Source organism: Streptomyces sp. NPDC005722, assembly GCF_040630935.1.
In the GTDB taxonomy this organism is placed as follows: domain Bacteria; phylum Actinomycetota; class Actinomycetes; order Streptomycetales; family Streptomycetaceae; genus Actinacidiphila.
This window is the reverse complement of record NZ_JBEXYN010000019.1, coordinates 147,737-164,709: the sequence shown is the minus strand read 5'-3', so window position 1 is coordinate 164,709 and position 16,973 is coordinate 147,737. Positions and strand designations below refer to the sequence as shown.

At 72.9% G+C, this 16,973-nt stretch carries 16 protein-coding genes; 7 read left to right on the top strand and 9 right to left on the bottom strand.

The window, feature by feature from the left end:
- Positions 1-198 precede the first annotated feature (198 nt).
- Positions 199-4,839 (bottom strand): family 78 glycoside hydrolase catalytic domain, encoded by a 4,641-nt coding sequence (locus ABZ479_RS22465; protein ID WP_500463240.1) that lies wholly within the window; start codon positions 4,837-4,839, stop codon positions 199-201.
- Between the two features lie 425 nt (positions 4,840-5,264).
- Here ABZ479_RS22465 and ABZ479_RS22460 point away from each other — a divergent pair, with 425 nt between their 5' ends.
- The gene (locus ABZ479_RS22460; RefSeq protein WP_500463239.1) at positions 5,265-5,795 is read left to right on the top strand and encodes a hypothetical protein; all 531 of its coding nucleotides are present in this window, start codon (positions 5,265-5,267) and stop codon (positions 5,793-5,795) included.
- A gap of 51 nt (positions 5,796-5,846) precedes the next feature.
- Here ABZ479_RS22460 and ABZ479_RS22455 read toward each other — a convergent pair whose 3' ends face one another.
- The 4 genes from ABZ479_RS22455 to ABZ479_RS22440 all read right to left on the bottom strand — a co-directional run bounded on the left by ABZ479_RS22455 (position 5,847) and on the right by ABZ479_RS22440 (position 8,868).
- Entirely contained in the window at positions 5,847-7,319 is a 1,473-nt protein-coding gene (locus ABZ479_RS22455) for a hypothetical protein (protein ID WP_500463238.1), read from the bottom strand.
- 127 nt (positions 7,320-7,446) lie between these two features.
- Positions 7,447-7,800 (bottom strand): antibiotic biosynthesis monooxygenase family protein, encoded by a 354-nt coding sequence (locus tag ABZ479_RS22450; protein ID WP_500463237.1) that lies wholly within the window; start codon positions 7,798-7,800, stop codon positions 7,447-7,449.
- Positions 7,801-7,920: 120 nt separating this feature from the next.
- Positions 7,921-8,193, bottom strand: a complete 273-nt coding sequence (locus tag ABZ479_RS22445; protein ID WP_499601268.1) for a DUF3253 domain-containing protein — start codon at positions 8,191-8,193, stop codon at positions 7,921-7,923.
- Positions 8,194-8,334: 141 nt separating this feature from the next.
- Complete coding sequence (locus tag ABZ479_RS22440) at positions 8,335-8,868, bottom strand: GNAT family N-acetyltransferase (RefSeq protein ID WP_500463236.1); 534 nt, start codon at positions 8,866-8,868, stop codon at positions 8,335-8,337.
- Positions 8,869-9,042: 174 nt separating this feature from the next.
- Here ABZ479_RS22440 and ABZ479_RS22435 point away from each other — a divergent pair, with 174 nt between their 5' ends.
- Complete coding sequence (locus tag ABZ479_RS22435; RefSeq protein WP_500463235.1) at positions 9,043-9,912, top strand: LLM class F420-dependent oxidoreductase; 870 nt, start codon at positions 9,043-9,045, stop codon at positions 9,910-9,912.
- 178 nt (positions 9,913-10,090) lie between these two features.
- On the top strand, positions 10,091-11,158 hold the full coding sequence (locus tag ABZ479_RS22430; protein WP_500463234.1) for a ferritin-like domain-containing protein: 1,068 nt from the start codon (positions 10,091-10,093) through the stop codon (positions 11,156-11,158).
- Between the two features lie 74 nt (positions 11,159-11,232).
- Here ABZ479_RS22430 and ABZ479_RS22425 read toward each other — a convergent pair whose 3' ends face one another.
- Complete coding sequence (locus ABZ479_RS22425) at positions 11,233-11,718, bottom strand: hypothetical protein (protein WP_500463233.1); 486 nt, start codon at positions 11,716-11,718, stop codon at positions 11,233-11,235.
- A gap of 92 nt (positions 11,719-11,810) precedes the next feature.
- Positions 11,811-12,044 (bottom strand): hypothetical protein, encoded by a 234-nt coding sequence (locus ABZ479_RS22420; protein ID WP_499601262.1) that lies wholly within the window; start codon positions 12,042-12,044, stop codon positions 11,811-11,813.
- A 249-nt stretch (positions 12,045-12,293) separates the two neighbouring features.
- Here ABZ479_RS22420 and ABZ479_RS22415 point away from each other — a divergent pair, with 249 nt between their 5' ends.
- Both ABZ479_RS22415 and ABZ479_RS22410 read left to right on the top strand, forming a co-directional pair.
- Positions 12,294-12,896 (top strand): TetR/AcrR family transcriptional regulator, encoded by a 603-nt coding sequence (locus ABZ479_RS22415; protein WP_500463232.1) that lies wholly within the window; start codon positions 12,294-12,296, stop codon positions 12,894-12,896.
- A 1-nt stretch (position 12,897) separates the two neighbouring features.
- Positions 12,898-14,001, top strand: a complete 1,104-nt coding sequence (locus tag ABZ479_RS22410; protein WP_500463231.1) for a glycosyltransferase — start codon at positions 12,898-12,900, stop codon at positions 13,999-14,001.
- 123 nt (positions 14,002-14,124) lie between these two features.
- Here ABZ479_RS22410 and ABZ479_RS22405 read toward each other — a convergent pair whose 3' ends face one another.
- A complete protein-coding gene (locus ABZ479_RS22405; RefSeq protein ID WP_500463230.1) occupies positions 14,125-14,499 on the bottom strand; it encodes a fic family toxin-antitoxin system, toxin component in 375 nt (124 codons plus the stop codon).
- Positions 14,496-14,741 (bottom strand): plasmid mobilization protein, encoded by a 246-nt coding sequence (locus tag ABZ479_RS22400; protein ID WP_500463229.1) that lies wholly within the window; start codon positions 14,739-14,741, stop codon positions 14,496-14,498. The genes ABZ479_RS22405 and ABZ479_RS22400 overlap by 4 nt, the downstream gene beginning before the upstream one ends.
- Positions 14,742-15,005: 264 nt before the next feature.
- On the opposite strand from ABZ479_RS22400, the gene ABZ479_RS22395 reads away from it, so the two are divergent.
- On the top strand, positions 15,006-15,353 hold the full coding sequence (locus ABZ479_RS22395) for a CATRA system-associated protein (RefSeq protein WP_500463228.1): 348 nt from the start codon (positions 15,006-15,008) through the stop codon (positions 15,351-15,353).
- 34 nt (positions 15,354-15,387) lie between these two features.
- The gene (locus tag ABZ479_RS22390) at positions 15,388-16,938 is read left to right on the top strand and encodes a CATRA conflict system CASPASE/TPR repeat-associated protein (protein ID WP_500463227.1); all 1,551 of its coding nucleotides are present in this window, start codon (positions 15,388-15,390) and stop codon (positions 16,936-16,938) included.
- The last annotated feature ends 35 nt before the right edge of the window (positions 16,939-16,973 follow it).

Sequence of the window (16,973 nt, the reverse complement as noted above, 5' to 3'; positions counted from 1 at the left end):
GCCCGACTTCTGGGTCCGGCACGTCCGTGAGGCCGTACGCTTCCTGGACGGCGTCCGCGCCGGGATGCCCCGGGCCCGGCACCGGCGACCGGTTCAGGCGGCGGCGCCACACCTCCTGGCGCCAGACCCGTGCCGCGAGCCGTGTGCCCGGGTCCCCCGACCGCGGGGAACCCGGGCACACCACGTTCACGGGCGGTGTCAGTCGGCCGGCATCACCCACACGTCGGCGATCGAGGGGTCGTAGTCGGCGCCGGTGTCCTGGAAGCGGAGCCGTACGGTGCCGTCGGCCGTGTCGGCGGAGGGATCGACCACGAACTGGTGGGTGATCGTGCCCTGGCCGCCCTCGGTCCGCCTCAGGTCGACGCTGTGCACCACCTTGCCGTCGGCCTGGACGTCGTAGGTCTTGCGCCGGGGGCCGTCGAAGGTCTCGACGACGCGGACCACGAAGCGGCCGGTGGTGGGTACGGCGGCGTCGAACTCGAACCAGCCGCCCGGGTAGGAGGAGTGGGTGTACCGCCGGGTCAGCCCGGCCTCGGTGTTCGTCCCCGAGTGCTCCGACGCCGTGAGCCGGTGGGCGGACTCCGACGTCCCGTCACCGAGGTCGACGTGGTCGCCCGACTGCGCGGGCGGGGTGGGCAGGGAGACCGTGATCGTGCCGGTGGCCTGCTCCGCCGCCGTCGAGCCGGTCGCCGCGGTGACCGCGGCCGGGCCCTCGACTACGGTGAGGGGCACCGTCACCGCGGTGTCGACCGTCGTCTCCTGCCCCGAGGCCAGCTGGTAGCCGACCGGGTCCGGCGTCGGCCAGCCGTCCGGGAGGCCGAGCGTGAGCTTGCCGGACTGCGCGACGTCGGTGCGGTTGGTCAGCACGGTGCGGACGGTGGTCCGCTCGCCCGGGGCGGCCGGGTCGGGCGTGGTGGACACCCGGCCGATGGCGACGCCGGGGGCGATCACCAGGCCCGCCGACACCGGTAGCGTCGCCGTTCCTCCCGCGTACTGGTAACTCACCGAGCCGGTGAGGTCGGCCACGGACGCCGGCGCGTCCTTCGCGACGGTGACGTCGTAGGCGTGCTCGAGCGTGCTGCCCGCGCCCGTCGTGGTCGCGTGCCGGCCCACGGGCTTCACCGTCCAGCCGCTGGGTGCCCGCAGTGTCGAATCGACGCCGGTCAGCGGCTGCTTGCCGGTGTTCTTCACGGCCACGTTCACGCGGACGACGTCGCCCGGGAGGATCTCGCCGGCCGGCACGTCCAGCGCGGCCACCGCGCCGACCAGGCGCGACGACGCCCGCGAAAGGACCTTCTCGATGCCGGCCAGTGAGTCACGCAGCTTCGTGGCCGCCGCCTTGTCGATCGCGCCCTGCTCGGCGTACGTCCGCGTCCACCGGTCGAGGTCGGCCACGCCGGCGAGCGCACGGTGCACCGCGGCGGCGGTCAGCCGCTCGTCCGCGCCCTGGGCCTGCAGGCGCCACGCGGCGTCGAGCTCCTTCCGCGTCAGGACGGTGCGAAGCTGCAGGTGCCCCTTGGCGATCTTGCCGAGACCGCGCACCTGCAGCGCGTCGACGTCGTCGGCGAACGACCCCGCCTGGGCCCGGGCCGCCCCCAGGTCCCCGAGCACCGGGTCGACCGCGAACGCGTAGTGCCCCGAGCCGACCTCCAGCACCACGTCCCCGCCGGCCTGCTCGACGTAGGCCACGTCGTCGACGTCGCCGATCGGCCTGCCGCCCTCGGTGACCGCCCAGCGGTTCGCCGCCGGGATGCGCACCTCGGCGGTGGTGTTCGCCGGCACGGTGACGTCGAGCTTCATCGCCCCGCCCGTCGTGTCCCACGCGCTGCGCACGGTGCCGTACGGCGTGTCGTGGCTGAAGTCGACGTGGTCGACGCCCTCACCGGGCTCGGGGGCGATGAGCACCTTGCGGTAGCCCGGTTCCGCCGCCGAGACGCCCGCCATAGTGCGGTACATCCACTCGCCGACCGCGCCGTACGCGTAGTGGTTGAACGAGTTCATGCCGACGTCGTTGAAGGTGCCGTCGGGGTTGATGGAGTTCCACCGCTCCCAGACCGTGGTCGCGCCCTTGCCGATCTCGTAGCCCCAGGACGGGTAGTCCGTGTGCTGCAGCAGCCGGTAGGCGATGTCGGTGCGGCCCGCCTCGGTGAGCGCCGGCAGCAGTCCGTCGACGCCGAGGAAGCCGGTCGACAGGTGGTAGTCGCGGCGCTCGAGGGTCTTGACGAACTTGGCGACGATCGCGTCGCGCCGGTCGGCGGGGGCGAGGTCGTTGGTGAGCGTCAGGATGTACGAGGTCTGGCTGTCGCCCTTGACGGTGCCGTCGGCGCCGATGAACGCCGCCTGGTAGGCCGACCTGATCGCCTCGTGGCGCTGCCGGTACGCGGCCGCGTCGTCGTCCCGTCCGACGGCGGCCGCCATCTGGGCGAACTCGAGGGTGCTCTTGGCGACGAACGCGGTGTCGAGCACGTCGGCCGGGGTCGCGTCGTCGAGGTTGAGCCAGTCGAGGTAGCCGCCGGCGGAGCGGATGTGGTTGGTGGAGTCGGCGTCGAGGAAGTCGACGTAGGCCTTCATCATGTCGTAGTTGTCGCGGATGACGTCGGTGTCGCCGTAGGCCTGCCACAGCGTCCACGGCACGTGCACGCCGGCGTCCATCCAGCCGGCCGACTCGTAGCCGCCGTCGAAGCGTCCGGGGACCACGGGGGCGACACCGGGCAGCGAGCCGTTGGGCCGCTGGGTGTCCCGCAGGTCCTGCAGCCACTTGGTCAGGAAGGACTGGGCGTCCATGTTGTACACGGCGGTGCGGGCGAAGACGTTGATGTCGCCGGTCCAGCCCATCCGCTCGTCGCGCGCCGGGGTGTCCGTGGGGATGGACAGGAAGTTGCCGCGCATGCCCCAGACGATGTTGCTCTGCAACTGGTCGACCAGGTCGGAGTCGGTGTCGAGGCTGCTGGTGAGGTCGCCGTCGGTGCCGACGACGACGCCGACCAGGTCCTTGGCCGCGGGGGCCTGGTCGACGCCGGACACCTCGACGTAGCGGAAGCCGTGGAAGGTGAACGAGGGCTCGAAGGTCTCCGGCCGGTCGCCGGCGAAGGTGTAGTGGTCGGTCGCCTTCGCGGTGCGCAGGTTCGCGGTGTAGAGCGTCCCGTCGGGGTTGAGGACCTCACCGTGACGGATCGTCACCGTACGGCCGGGCTCGCCCTTGAGGGTGAGGCGGACGTGGCCGACCATGTTCTGCCCGAGGTCGTAGAGGAAGGTGCCCGGGGTCGGCGAGTCGATCCGCTTGGCGGTCCTGAGTTCCTGGGTGACCCGTACGTCCACCGCGGTCTGCGGTTCGAGCACGTTCACGGGCTCGTCGCGGACGTCCGCCGTGGCCCAGTCCGCGTCGTCGTAACCGGGCTTGTCCCAGCCGGCGACCTGCTGCGCCACCCGGGCGTCGTAGGACTCGCCGTCGAGGAGGTCGGCCTCCCGCGTCGGACCGGAGGTGGTGGTCCAGGTGCCGTCGGTCCGGACAGTGGTGCTGGTGCCGTCGGTGAACTCGACCAGCATCTCGGCGATCACCGAGTCGTCCTTGCCGTAGACGTCGGTCCCGAACATGGCGACCTTGCCGCTGTACCAGCCCGGTGCGACCTCGGCGCCGAGCACGTTGGCGCCGGCGCGGACCTGCCGGGTCACGTCGTAGGTCTGGTAGTCGATGCGCTTGTCGTACGCCGTCAGTCCGGGCGCGAGTTCGGCGTCGCCCACCCGTGCGCCGTTGAGGCGCAGTTCGTACACGCCGCGTGCGGAGGCGTAGACGCGGGCCCGGGCGACCTTCTTGCCGCCGAGGTCGAACTCCTTGCGCAGCAGCGGGACGGCCTCGTCGCGGCGCAGCCAGGCCTCGCCGCCCTCGCTGTCGACACGCAGGCCTTCGGCGGTGACGGTGCCGGACGCGAAGGTGCGGTCGCCCGCCGGGAAGGCGGTGTCGGCCAGGACGGCGCCGTCGGCGCTGGTGACCGTGACGTCGCGGACCAGTCCGCGCTCCGCGCCGCTGGTGCGGAAGCCCATCGTGCCGGGGCCGCCGAACGTGGTGTCGGTGCGCCGGTCCAGCTGCTTGCCGTCGACGGTGGTGGTGATCGTGTCGCCGTCGACGGCGATCGCGTAGTCGTGCTCGGCGGCGAAGTCGAACCCGGCGGGGAACGGTGTCGCCTTGAGGACCGAGTAGCCGCTGTTGCGCTTCACGTGGGGGCGCAGCGCGTCGTCGGCCTCGCTGATCTGCCACATGTAGGCGTTCTCGGTGTCCTGGCCGCGGAAGTAGACGCCGAGCGCCCCGTTGATGCCGGAGGCGGTGAACTCGACCGTGTAGTCCTTCCACCGGGCGCCGAGGGCCGGTGTGTCGGCGCCGATCCACGAGGCGCTCCACGGCTGGCCGCCCAGAGCGGTGCCGAACGTGGCGGGCTTGCTCCACTGGGAGGCGGTGCCCCGGTCGTCCCATACCCGGACGGACCAGACGTAGTCGGTGTGCGGCCGCAGCGCGGGGCCGCCGTAGCGGACGCCGACCGACTGGCGTGAGGTGACCTTCCCGCTGTCCCAGACGTCGGGTCTGTCGATGCGGCCGGCCGAAGAGGCGACGTGTATCTCATAGGCCCGTTGCGTGACGCCGCGGCGTTCGGAACCGAGCTGCCAGCCGAGTGTGGGTGCTGTCAACGGGATGCCGAGCGGCTCGTCAAGGGCGTTGACCGTCAGATGGCTGACGCTCGTTGCAGCGGCGGCTGGGGCGGCGGGTGGACTCGCTGCCGTCGCCGTCGTGGTGGGCACCACGACGAGGACAGATGCAGCGACCACGGCGGCGATGTGCTGACGCACGGGCGCTCCTCAAGAGGCGTAATGAATCGCTTCAATGACACTCTGGAGGGCATCCCACCACTCTGGCAACGAGTTGGACAGACTTGCTCGCGCAGATTCGATAGATCAATGAAACGGTTTAACCCGACGGGTCCATCGCGTCCTGTGGTGGAGGGGGTTGACCCGGTGCCTTGGCGGCCCGGCCCACGAGCCGGCCTGCCGCGCTCCCGGCAGGCCGCCGGATACGGCGAAGACCGTGTTCCGGATGAGGCTGCCCGGGGATGTCGGGAGCGGGAATCGTCCGCTGCGCCGGCACCACCCCAACCGAGCGCGGCGACAGTGCCGTTGGCTGTCAACCGGCCGTCCCGACAACACCCGGCAGTAGGGGTGGATCGCTCGGAGGGGTGAGCCTAGTTTGAAGTGTCCACGACCCGGGAGGGGGCCCGATGAGACGTACGGAAGCGGCCAGGCAACTGGGGAGGTTCGTACGCGAGCACCGTACCGACGGCGCACGGCGTCTGCGGCAGGCGGGCATCTGGCTGCTCGTCGGGGCCGCGGGCACGGCCATCGGGCTTCCGATCGCCATCGCGTCGGTGGGCACCACCGAGGGGGCACCGGGACTGGCGGGGCTCCTGCTCGGCCTCGGCCTGGTCGGGTTCGGCCTGGGGACCTGGCGGCTGGTGCAGGCGTTCCGGACCCGGGAACAGTGCTTCGACATCCACGAGCGCGGGTTCACCTACCGGGTGGCGGGCACCGCCACCGTGATCCCCTGGGAGGACGTCGCGCACGTGAGCACGTCCGGCGGCGACGACCGGCCGCTCGCCGAAGCCCGGGGCATGGGCTCCACGTGCCGGATCCACCTGCGCAGCGGACGCCGGATCCACGTCGACACCTTCACCGAGGACATCCACGACCTGGCGGCGGTCATCCACCGGGCGGTCAGCCTCGGGGAGCACCCCAAGGGCCGGGCACGCTGACGGGGAGGCACCGGCCGGTCGTCCCGGATCGGCCCGGCTCCGACGTGACGGCTACAGGCCCGCCCGGGTGAGCAGCCACTCCATGCGCTCGACGGGCAGGTACGGCGAGGCAGCGGCGGCCTCCGCGACGCGCCCCGAGGAGTCGGCGAGGAGCCGGAACAGGGACGGGAGCGGAAGGTTGCGGTGGGCCGCGACCGCGCTGCGGACGCGCTGTTCGGTGTCGGAGGCCAGCTTCCCGGCGAGTTCCGCGGGCAGATCCGGATCGCGGGGCGCGAAGGAGCGGAGCCGGGGCTCGGGGTCCGTGGCGAAGCGCCGCAGCACCTCCGGGGGGAACGCCAGGACCTCGGCCCCGTCCCACCAGAACGTGAACTTGTCCCGCCTGCGGTAGCGGCGCTCGATGCTCTCGGCGGTCGCGGGATCGACCAGGTGCGGGGCGGCGGCCGCCATGGTGAGGCGGACGATCTCCTCCTCGTCGTCGAGCAGCCGGGCCACCGCTTCGGCGGGAAGGCCCTTGCCGGCGGCCGCCGAGACGCGGAAGCCGACGTAGGGCGAGTCGACGTACGGCAGCGGGTCGGCCGTGACCCATGGCAGCCGCAGGATCCGCAGTTCCGTCGGCGCGAAGGAGTCCTGGAACCACCGCAGGACCGCGTCGTCGTCGGCGTCGGGGCCCGGATCGGCCTGCGAAAGCGACACCTCGTGGACCGAGGCGTGGATCCGCGCCCGCACGTGCTCGGGCGTGTCGGGCCGGGCGAAGACCTTCACCCGGACGTTCAGCGCCGGATCGACGGCGAGGACGTCGCGGACCGAAGGCGGCAGGTCGGGGTGCCGGGCGAGCTCGGCGCGCACGTCGCTGTCCGGATCGTCGGCGAGCCGCCGGAGGGTGTCCGGATCGAGAACCGCGTGAACCACCGCGCCCGCCCGGGTCCCGGGGTCCGCGAGCAACGCCGGCAGCAGATCCGACGGCGGTACGGGATGGGGATGATCCGCGAAGTAGGTCGAGCAGGCCGCGGCCCGGACCTCGGCCTCGGGATCGGTCAGCAGGATCCGGCGGACCGCTTCCGGCGCCCCCGGCCAGTGCCTCGCCAGCGCGGCGCGGACCGCGGGGTCGCGGTCGTCGGCGAGCCGGGCCCGGAGGTCGGGCGGTGTGTGGCGGCCCTTGGCCAGGTCCTCGCGGACCTGTCGAGCGGGGTCGTCGATGAGCTGCTCCAGCATCTCCCTCGGTGCGGTCGCGACGTTGACGACGAGCGCGGACCGCACCCCCTTGTCCCGATGGGCGGCCAGCCGGATGCGGAACCGGTCCGGCAGACGGTCGTTCAGCGCCAGACCGTGCAGGAGCCGGTCGTCGTCGGTCGCCACGATCTCGGCGACCATGCCCTCGGTGAGATCCGGACGCCGCGCCACCTTGCCCATGCCCCACCGCCAGGCGAACAGCCGCCGGATCATGGGAGCCGGCAAGGCGGGATTCACCGCCAGGCCGTCCATCACCTCGCCGAGGTGGACCGGAGTCAGGGCATCGGCATCCATGCGGCCAGGATGCCAGGCGGCCTCCGACGCGACGCGGGGTGGTCCGCGGTCGGCACGCGATCTCGCCGGCACGTCCCGCCGGTTCGGGCCGCCGCCGACAGCGGCGGCCCTCCCTTCGCCGCTGCCGTCAGGAGGGGTGCAGTTCGACAACGACGCGATAGCTCGCGGGTTCTGACGTGATGTGGAGGCCCGGATCGTCGAACATGCGCTGCAGCGAGGCATGCCACTCGGGGTTGCCGGTCGCCTTGTCGAGCGCGGTGCCCGAGGCCCACTCGGCGACGTGGACGAACCGCGTCTCGGGGGCGTCGGCCAGGGGGCGGTGCAGACGGGAGCGGACGAAGCCGGGCTGGGCCGACATGATCCGGGCGTTCTCCTGGTACACCTCGGCGAAGTGGTCGGCCTCGTCCGACGGCACGCTGTAGCTCTTGATGACGGTGACCGGGCCGTCGACGCCGGTCTTCGATTCCAGGGAGTGACTCATGCACACGGTGACCGGCGGCGCTTCGGTCCTGTGACAGGCCGTCGGATCTCTTTACCGCCTGATGACCTGACGCCGCCCCTCGAGGCCGCCGTTCCGCGGTCCGCCAAGCGACGCCGTACGTCAGCGGGGGCGGCGGATGCGGATGGGGCCACGGGCCTCGTCCGGCTCGACGGGACGGCCTCCCTGCGTGATCTCCACCTCGCCGGCCGCCACGAGCCGCCGGGCCGCGCGCCGGGCCGCTTCCATCAGCTCCCGCCAGCCGTCGTCATCGCCTTCGTACGCCGCCCTCGCCGCGTCGGAAGGGCAGATCGACGCGGTCGGAGCGCGATCGTCCAGCAGCTCCAGGATGGCTCGCTCCAGGCGCCGGCCTGTTCGCCGCTCGTCGCCGGACACACGACCAGTGTCGCAGCTTCCGCCTGGGCATACAAAGCCCCCAGATCACCCACGAGGCACAGAGACCGTGTCTTGTGGTGCCGGGCGTCGCCATGCAGGGTGGCTCCCCCGCCGACGCCGGCGAGGGGCGGTCGCGCCGGTTCAGGCCTCGTACTCGGTGAGGTCGATGGTGTGGACGCGCAGCGGGAAGCCGTACGTGGGATGCGTGGTGTCGTGCTCCGGCACCATGCCGAGCTTGCGGATCACCTTCTCCGAGGCGGCGTCACCGATCCGGGCGACCGCGACCAGGCGTTCCAGGCCGCGGTCCTGGAGCGCGAACTCCATCGCGGCGTGTGCGGCCTCCGAGGCGTACCCCTGGCCCCAGAACTGCGCTCCCAGCCGCCAGCAGACGGACACCTCGGGCATCACCTCGGGCAGGAACGCGGGCAGCGTGAGGCCGGTGAAGCCGGCCAGTTCCCCCGAGGCGAGCAACTCGACGGCGAACAGCCCGAAGCCCTCCTCGTCCCATTCCTCCTCCCACCGCTCGATGGCCTCCGCCGTGTGTTCCAGGTCGCGCACGGAGCCGTCGCCGACCCAGCGCATGACCCGCGGGTCGCCGTTGATCTCGGCCATGGGGACCAGATCGTCGTCCTGCCAGCGGCGCAGGAGCAGGCGGGGGGTCTGGATCTCGGTCATCGGCTCTTCCCGTCGGAGGTGGAGGCCGCAAGGGTAACCGGTGCGGCGGCCCGTCCCGGCCGCCCGCGGTGGCCTGCACCGTCCGAGTGACGCACCGGGCGGGCTCCGCGCGGCCTGCCGCGTCACCCGGGCGGGTCCGCGCTTCCCGCCTAGGGTGACGCCAGGAGGTGGCGGATGCGAGTGGGGCTGCACGCGCTCGGCATCGGTGACGGTGCCCGTCCGCAGGTCGTCGCCGCTGTGGCCGCGACGGCGGAGGCGCACGGTTTCGCCAGGCTCTGGTGCGGCGAGCACGTGGTGCTCGTGGACGCACCCGCCTCCCGGTACCCGTACTCCCCCGACGGACGCATCGCCGTGCCCGCGGACGCGGACTGGCTCGACCCGCTGCTCGCCCTCACCTACGCCGCCGCTGTTACCAGCCGGATCGAGCTCGCCACCGGGGTGCTCCTGCTGCCGGAGCACCACCCGGTGGCGCTCGCCAAGCAGGCCGCCACACTCGACGTGCTCTCGGCCGGACGCTTCACCCTGGGGGTGGGGGTCGGCTGGTCGGCGGAGGAGTTCGCCGCGCTCGACGTGCCCTTCGCCGCGCGCGGCCGGCGCGCCGAGGAGTACCTCGCCGCGATGCGCACCCTGTGGGCCGAGGACCCGGCCACCTTCACCGGGGAGTTCACCCGGTTCGACGCGATCCGGGTCAACCCCAAGCCGCTGCGCGGGGCACGGCTCCCGGTCGTCGTCGGAGGCAACAGCGACACCGCGCTGCGCCGCGCGGCGGCGCACGCGGACGGCTGGTACGGCTTCAACGTCCCCGCCGCCGACGTCCCCTCGCGCACGGCCGTCCTCGCCGACGCGTGCGCCCGCCACGGCCGCGCCTTCGACCAGTTCACCGTCGCGGTCGCGTTGAGCGACGGCACGCCGGAACACCTGCCCGCCCTCGCCTCGGCGGGCGTCTCGGAACTCGTCGTCGTCGGCGCGCCCCCGCCGGACCCCGACGCCGCCACCGCGTGGGTCGCGCGACTCGCCCGCACCTGGATCCCCGACGCAGGGTGACGCCGGGCCGACACGGCAGTTGTCACAAACGCGCGGCCGACCCGGTCAGGGAGGTGACCACACGGAGAGCAACCACCCTCGTCGCGAGCGCACTTCGGCGGGCACCTCGCGACCGCCGGCGCCCATGCCGAAGGTGGGCTCCCGTGCGCCCAAGACACCGAAGTGAGCACACGCATCCATGATCCAGGACCGGTCCACCCCTTCCGCAGTCGCCTCGTCGGCGGGCATCACGACGCTGGACGACCTCCGTCAGCACCTCCAGTGGGCCATCGAACTCGAACACGCCACGTTGCCGCCCTACCTGACGGCCTTGTACTCCCTCGACCCCGGACGGAACCCGGACGCCGCGCAGTTGATCGGCGGCGTCTTCGTCGAGGAGATGATCCACCTCGCCCTCGCGGCGAACCTCCTCAACGCCGTCGGCGGACAACCCCGCCTGGACGCGCCGCACCTGCTGCCGGGACATCCGCGGACCATGCCCCACGCCGACCCGTCCATCGAGTTGTCGCTGCTGCCCTTCGGGGACGAGGCCCTGGCGATGTTCCTCCGCCTGGAACAGCCGGCGCGCCCGGGGGACCCCGCCGAGGGCGACGGCTACGAGACGATCGGCCAGTTCTACGACGCGGTCGGCAAGGGCCTGCGGCTGCTGTGCGACGAACTCGGCGAGGACCGGGTCTTCACCGGGGACCCCGCCCGCCAGGTCGCCGGCGGCCCGTTCGCGCACACCGCCGGGCACCTGAGCCCGGTCACCGGCCTCGACTCGGCGCTCGCGGCGCTGGAGGAGATCGTCGAGCAGGGCGAGGGCGCGGCACGCGCCGGGGTCTGGGACGGGGACGTGGACCTGTTCCACCCCGGGACCAAGGCGGTCTCCCACTACTACCGGTTCCGGGAACTGGCGCTCGGCCGGCGGTACCGGCCCGGGGACACGCCCGAGTCCGGCCCCACGGGGGAGACGGTGACGGTCGACCCGGCCGGCGTCCGCCCCCTGCGGCCCAACCCCCGGCTGGAGGACCACCCCGAGGGGAGCGCGATCCGCACCGCGCAGGAGGCGTTCAACCAGACGTACTGCACGATGCTCCACCTGCTCGAGGAGGCCTTCAACGGCAACCCGGCGATGCTGGGGATGTCGGTGGGCACGATGTACGCGGTCAAGCAGCAGGCGCAGGCGCTCATGGCCATGCAGGACGACGACGGCCTGGCGGCCGGCCCGACCTTCGAGTACGTCGCACCCGAGCACCGCGTCTGAGTTCCCGCCCGCCGCCCGCCGCGTGACGGGTCCGGCTGCGGCGGGGGCGCGCCGTCCGGGCGGCGCGGGGCGGCTCAGCCGCTCTTCGCCGCCCGGACGGCGTCGCGCAGCGCGTCCTTGAACGAGCTACCGGCGGGGTCGTCACCGAGGGCGACGTGCAGGGACTCGGCCTCGGACCGGTCCGACCAGCGGGTGAACACCGACATCCCGCTGTCGACGGCCAGTCGCTGATCGCCTTCGGTGAGGGTCATGTCGGCCAGCCGCCCGGAACGTGCCGTGGTCGTCCCCGTGCTCGTGTCGGTCACCGAGACCAGCAGGTGCCTCGGCAGCAGCACGGCGGCGGTCAGCGTCTCGCGCAGGGCGCCGCCCCCGGTCAGGCGCGCGAGGACGCCGGGACGGCGCCGGGGCACGCTGCGGGTCTCCACACAGACGGTCGCGGCCGCCGCGACGTCGCCGAGCAGTTCGGTCTCGGCCGTGGCCAGTATCGCCGTGCGCAGCCGGGAGTCCAGGTCCCCGACCGTGCAACCGCGGCTCCTACGGGCGTACAACTGCTCGGACATGGAGGCATCGTAGCCCTCGGGGCCGCCATGACCACCGGCTTCCGCCGAAGCTCATGGGGCGTCATCGGTGCGTCATCGGTGCCACGTCGGAGTCACAAGGCCGCCTGCTGGGCCGCCTGGTAGGCGTTCCAGAGAGGTTGTACGACGGTGCACCGGCGGGCGGCGCCGTCCTGGCAGGTGGAGCACGAGGTCGCGTGGTCGAGCCAGGCCCGGTACGCCGTCTGGGCCGCCTGGTTCGCCCGGCTCACACGCGCCCGAACCACGGCACCGGGCCCGGAGCCGGTCTCCAGCCAGCGCTCGGTGAACCCGGGTTCCTCCTCCCCCATGACCAGACTCCCCCAACCTCGCCGGATCCCGCATCCGGCCGGCCCCACCGACGGACACCCCAATGTATCGGGCCGCCGCCCACGCCACGCGATCCTCCCGGGCATCCGGGCACCGTCACGGGCCCGCACCGTACGGGCAGTTCGCGGCGGCGTGAGGGGGCACCGAGGCGTCCCGGTACCGCTCCGCAACCTCGATTTGGTGTCACGTTCGTTGACACCAAATGGGGTCGGTGGTCCACTGGTAGCCGCATGGACGACAAACGGACCTATGAGATGAAGGCCCGGGCGCAGACCACGGCGCAGACGCGACTGCGGATCATGCGGTCGGCCTTCGACCTGTCGAACGAGACCAAGTCGCTGGAGATCGTGCTCTCCGACGTGGCGGCGCGCGCGGGCGTGAGCGTCCGGACCGTGCTGCGGCACTTCGGCAGCCGGGACGGGCTCTTCGACGCGGTCGCCGCGTACGTCCGCGACGAGGTGCGCGACGAGCGCGTCACGCCGGTCGGCGACGTGCCGACGGCGGTCGCGGTGCTCTTCGACCACTACGAGCGGCGCGGCGAGATGGTGCTGCGGTTGCTCGCCGAGGAACTCGGCGACCCGCGGGCGCGGTCGGTGACCGACGAGGGCCGCCGGATGCACCGCGTCTGGGTGGAGGAGGTCTTCGGACCGCAACTGTCCGGGCTCACGGCCTCCGCACGCGAGACGGCGACCGACCTGCTGGTCGTCGCCACCGACGTCTACACATGGAAGTTGCTGTGCCGGGACCGCGGACTGCGCCGCGACGTGGCACAGCGGCGGGTCGAGCATCTGGTCGGAGCGGTCCTGGGGAGGACCGCAGGGGAGGAACGTTGAGATGGCCCGGATCCTTTTCGTCACCTGGGACGGCGGGGGCAACCTGCCGCCGGCCCTCGGCATCGCCGCAGAACTGACCCGGCGCGGTGACACCGTCCGGTTCCTGGGCCATCCCAGGCAGCGGAAGGCCATCGAGGCGGCCGGGTTCCGCTTCGAGCCCTACGCCTCGGCGCGGCCCTGGTCGGCCACGGCGGTCGACAACAGCCCGGCGACCTTCATCGGCATGTTCACCGACGCCGGACCCGCCCGCGACCTGGTGGCGAGCGTGGCACGCGAGCCGGTCGACCTCGCGGTGATCGACTGCATGAGCCTGCCCGCACTGCGCGCCGCCCAGCAGACGGGCCTGCGCCACGTCGTGCTGGCCCACACCTTCTACGAGTACCTGGTCAGGAACTGGTGCCGCGGCCCGGTGGGCCTGATGGCCGCCGCCCGGGGGTACCGCCCGAAGCGGCTGTGGTCGTCCGCCGAGGCGGTGCTGGTCACCGCCCTGGAGGAACTCGACCCGGCGGCGCGGCGGCCCAGGCCGCGCAACGTCCACCACACGGGGCCGGTGCTCGCGGGGCGGGCGGTGCCCGCGGCGACCTCCGAGGGGCAGCGCATCCTGGTGAGCCTGAGCACCATCCACTACCCCGCCCAGGCCCGCGCCCTCCAGGCGATCCTCGACGCCGTCGCCGGCCTGCCCGTCCACGCCGTGGTGGCGACCGGCCACGCCGTCGAGCCCGCGACGCTGCGCCCGCCGGACAACGCCGAGGTCCACCGTTTCGTCCCGCACGCCCTGGTGATGCCCGGGGTCTCGCTGGTCGTCGGTCACGGCGGGCACGGCACCACGATGCAGGCGCTCGCCCACGACCTGCCGCTGGTGGTCATGCCGATGCACCCCATGCTCGACCAGCCGATGATCGCGAAGGCGGTCCAGGGACATGGCGCCGCCAGGGTCCTCCGGCGCGACGCGGCTCCCGAGCGGATCCGCGAGGCCGTCACCGAACTGCTCGGCTCCGGCCCCCACCGGCAGGCCGCCGCCCGGCTCGGCGCGCGGCTCCGCGCCGACGGCGGCGACGTGGCCGCGGCCGACCGGATCGGCGCGCTCGCCGCGGCCCCCGCCTGACCACCTGCGCCGAGCGCACCGCGGCGGCAGCCGATGCCCCGGGCTCGGTGCGCAGGGGAAGGAAGCAGGAGGACCCCGGCCCTCGCGGGGCCGGGGTCCGTCACGTCCGCCGGAGAGGACCGCCTAGGTCGCCACCCATCCGCGGACGACCTCGGCGACCGCCCTGACGTCCAGGGCGTCCCGGTCGATCCGCGCCGCCAGCTCCGCCGCCTCCTTCGCGCCCACGGTCACGATCGCCCCGCTCGCCGTCAGGTACGCCGCCGCGACGACCGCGGCGAACAGCTCGTTGGCGTGCTCCAGCGCCGGCACCCGGATCAGCTGGTGCATGAGGGCGGCGGCGCGGTGGTGCGCCTCCGTGTAGACGGGGGTGTCCATCACCTTGTCGGCGTGCCTGCCCACGGCGGCCGCCATGGAACCGAAGTCGGTGATGTCGGGGTCTCCGGGCATGTGCCGGTGCGCGAGGTCCAGCAGCCACGCCCGGTCGATGTGGACGATCACGCCGCGGCCCCGGCACCCTCACCGGCCTTCGGGTGACCGAACGCCTCCGCGAAGGTGTCGCCCCAGGTGTCCGCGAAGTGCGCGCCCGCGCCCAGGAACCGGTGCCGGAGGTCGTTGGCCTCGTCCGCCAGGACCTGGCGGGCGTAGTCGGACACGCTCATTCCGGCGGCCTTGGCCCGCGCCTCGATGCCGGCGGCCGTCTCCGCGTCCACCCTCACGTTGATCTGCCTCTGGCTGCTCATACCGGCACTTTAGCAGCCCGTACGTGTCGCTACGCCGCATCGGCGGACCCCTTTCCCGCCCTGGACGGCTTGTCGAGCGGCACCACTTCGTCGCGCCCGCGATGCTCCTGACACCACTGCCGCGTCCGCGGTCCCGTTCGCTTCCACATCCGGGGAACAGCCCCTGCATACACGGGAATTCAGGCCGCGCGCCCGGTGATGCGGCGCTATTCTGGGCTCCCCTTCCCGTCAGGGATGCGGGGAAGCAGCAACGGGGGGCTACCGGTGGATGCTGACGCGACGCGGCGTGCCGCCCGACGGCTTCGGGCTCTGGACGACTGGTTCCTGTCGGCCGAGAAATGGCTCAAGGTGGACGAGGTGCTGCGGGATCTGAGCGCGGCCCTGACGGCCGGGAAGGCCGCGGAATCCGACGAGGCGGTCGCCAAGGCCCTCGACGAACTGCAGGGGCTGCAGTCCAGCCATCGCGCCAAGGCCCTGCCAGGCGCCCGGAAGACCCCCATCTCGCCGGAGCTGCGCGAGCAACGCAACACCCTGGTCGGCGAACTCTGCCTCCGCCTGGACGGAACGGACGGACAGGGCGACGCGGGGTGCACGCCGCCCTCGGACGACTGAGCGTCCTTCGTCCTCCTGGAAGGGGTGACGCCTGGTGCACCGGTTCGCCAAACCGTCGCTGATCATCACCTGCTTCGCGCCGGCCGCGCCGGAGTGGGGCGGGGCCTCTCCCCATGCGTACCTGCGGCGCCTCTGGGACGCCTGCCGGCTGCTCGGCATGACGGCCCCGATCGACGGCCTGCCCACGGACGAGCGTCTCAGGCTGGACGGTCGTGCGGCCACTGTTGCGGCGTACACCGTCCTGGCCGGGGCGCGGACGCGGACGGACGGTCCCGGCGTCCACGCCGCGTTGCTGTTCGCCGAGCACGACGTGGTGGGACTGGTCGCCCTGCTGGCGCCGAACGACCCCGACGCCGGCCCCGAACAGTGGAACACCCTGCTGAACCAGTGGTCGGCGGCCGTGGCCCGGGCAGGAGCCACCGATCCCCCGCCGGAGCAGATCCTGGGCGAGTTCCACGTCTTCACCGCGCTGTACCGGGAAGGCAGATCCCGCTCGGAACGGTCCATGGCCCAAGTGGTCCGACAGCACGCACCGGCGTCCGGCGACGGAGAGCAGAGCTGGTGGCGCGGGCACGACGTCACCGAGCACGGGTTCTCCGTCTGGCGCACCGGCCGGGGCGACCCGGCGCAGGTGGTGGGCGACTTCTGCGTGCTGGCTCCGGCGCGGGCCGAGGAGGCGCTGGACGAGTGGGCCTGGGCGGTGTCGGGTGAGTACGGCATGCGGCCGCTGACCCGGTACCTGATGCATGCCGCCAAGGCCGGTTTCGAGGCCCGCGTCTACCAACGCGCCAACAGGAGATCCCTCCACGAGCGCCTGGCAGCGAGCGACCGGGAGAGCGAGGCCCTGCTGCGGGCGCTGCAGCCCAGCGCGTCCGGCGATCCGGTGAGCCTCAAGGACGTCCTGGCCGCGGCCGCCCAACTGGACCGGACACGGCTCGGGCCGCAGGGAACGCTCTGGTCCCTCACCAAACATCGGGACCTGGCCCGCACGGTGGGCCTCGCGGTCACGAACATGCGCCGGTTCACGCCCCCGTCACGGCGCGTCGGTGCCGGCACCTCCTGGCCGGAGCGCGACGTGGCGGCCGCCGAGGCCCTGATCGCCGAGATCCAGGACGACGTGGAGTACATGTCGACCGCCCGCGAACGCGCCGAGTCGGCGCGCGCCGCCGCCACCGCCGTCACCGACCGGGCGCTGAACGAGTACCGGAACCGGTTGAGCCTGGTGCAGACGTCGACCCTGGGGTCCCTGCTGACCGCGCTGACCGTGGTGCAGACCCTCGACTACGACCTTCCGCTCCCGAAACCGGCCCAGTTGCCGGCGATCCTCGTCCTCGCGGCCGTCGCGCTGCTGCTGCCGCTTGCCGTACTCAGGCAGGCCGCGGTGTCGGCGGTCTCCCTCTCCTACCGCTGGATCGACTCGGCGGCCGCGGGCCTGCTCGGGTCCTCGGTGTGCTGGCTGGCGCTGACGGTGTGGCGCCTCCGGCTCGGTCACACCCTGCTGCCGCCCGTGGTGACGCTGTGCGCGTGCGCGGCCGTGGGACTGGCCGTCACCGCGGCGGTCCACCGGGCGGCCCGCCGCCGCTGACTCCCCCGGCTCGTCCTTGCCCCCGACTGCCGACC

Coding starts and splice junctions, on each gene's coding strand:
- ABZ479_RS22460 (WP_500463239.1), top strand. CDS start 5,265: ATGAGACGTACGGAAGCGGCCAGGCAACTGGGGAGGTTCGTACGCGAG.
- ABZ479_RS22455 (WP_500463238.1), bottom strand. CDS start 7,319: ATGGATGCCGATGCCCTGACTCCGGTCCACCTCGGCGAGGTGATGGAC.
- ABZ479_RS22450 (WP_500463237.1), bottom strand. CDS start 7,800: ATGAGTCACTCCCTGGAATCGAAGACCGGCGTCGACGGCCCGGTCACC.
- ABZ479_RS22440 (WP_500463236.1), bottom strand. CDS start 8,868: ATGACCGAGATCCAGACCCCCCGCCTGCTCCTGCGCCGCTGGCAGGAC.
- ABZ479_RS22435 (WP_500463235.1), top strand. CDS start 9,043: ATGCGAGTGGGGCTGCACGCGCTCGGCATCGGTGACGGTGCCCGTCCG.
- ABZ479_RS22430 (WP_500463234.1), top strand. CDS start 10,091: ATGATCCAGGACCGGTCCACCCCTTCCGCAGTCGCCTCGTCGGCGGGC.
- ABZ479_RS22425 (WP_500463233.1), bottom strand. CDS start 11,718: ATGTCCGAGCAGTTGTACGCCCGTAGGAGCCGCGGTTGCACGGTCGGG.
- ABZ479_RS22420 (WP_499601262.1), bottom strand. CDS start 12,044: ATGGGGGAGGAGGAACCCGGGTTCACCGAGCGCTGGCTGGAGACCGGC.
- ABZ479_RS22415 (WP_500463232.1), top strand. CDS start 12,294: ATGGACGACAAACGGACCTATGAGATGAAGGCCCGGGCGCAGACCACG.
- ABZ479_RS22410 (WP_500463231.1), top strand. CDS start 12,898: ATGGCCCGGATCCTTTTCGTCACCTGGGACGGCGGGGGCAACCTGCCG.
- ABZ479_RS22400 (WP_500463229.1), bottom strand. CDS start 14,741: ATGAGCAGCCAGAGGCAGATCAACGTGAGGGTGGACGCGGAGACGGCC.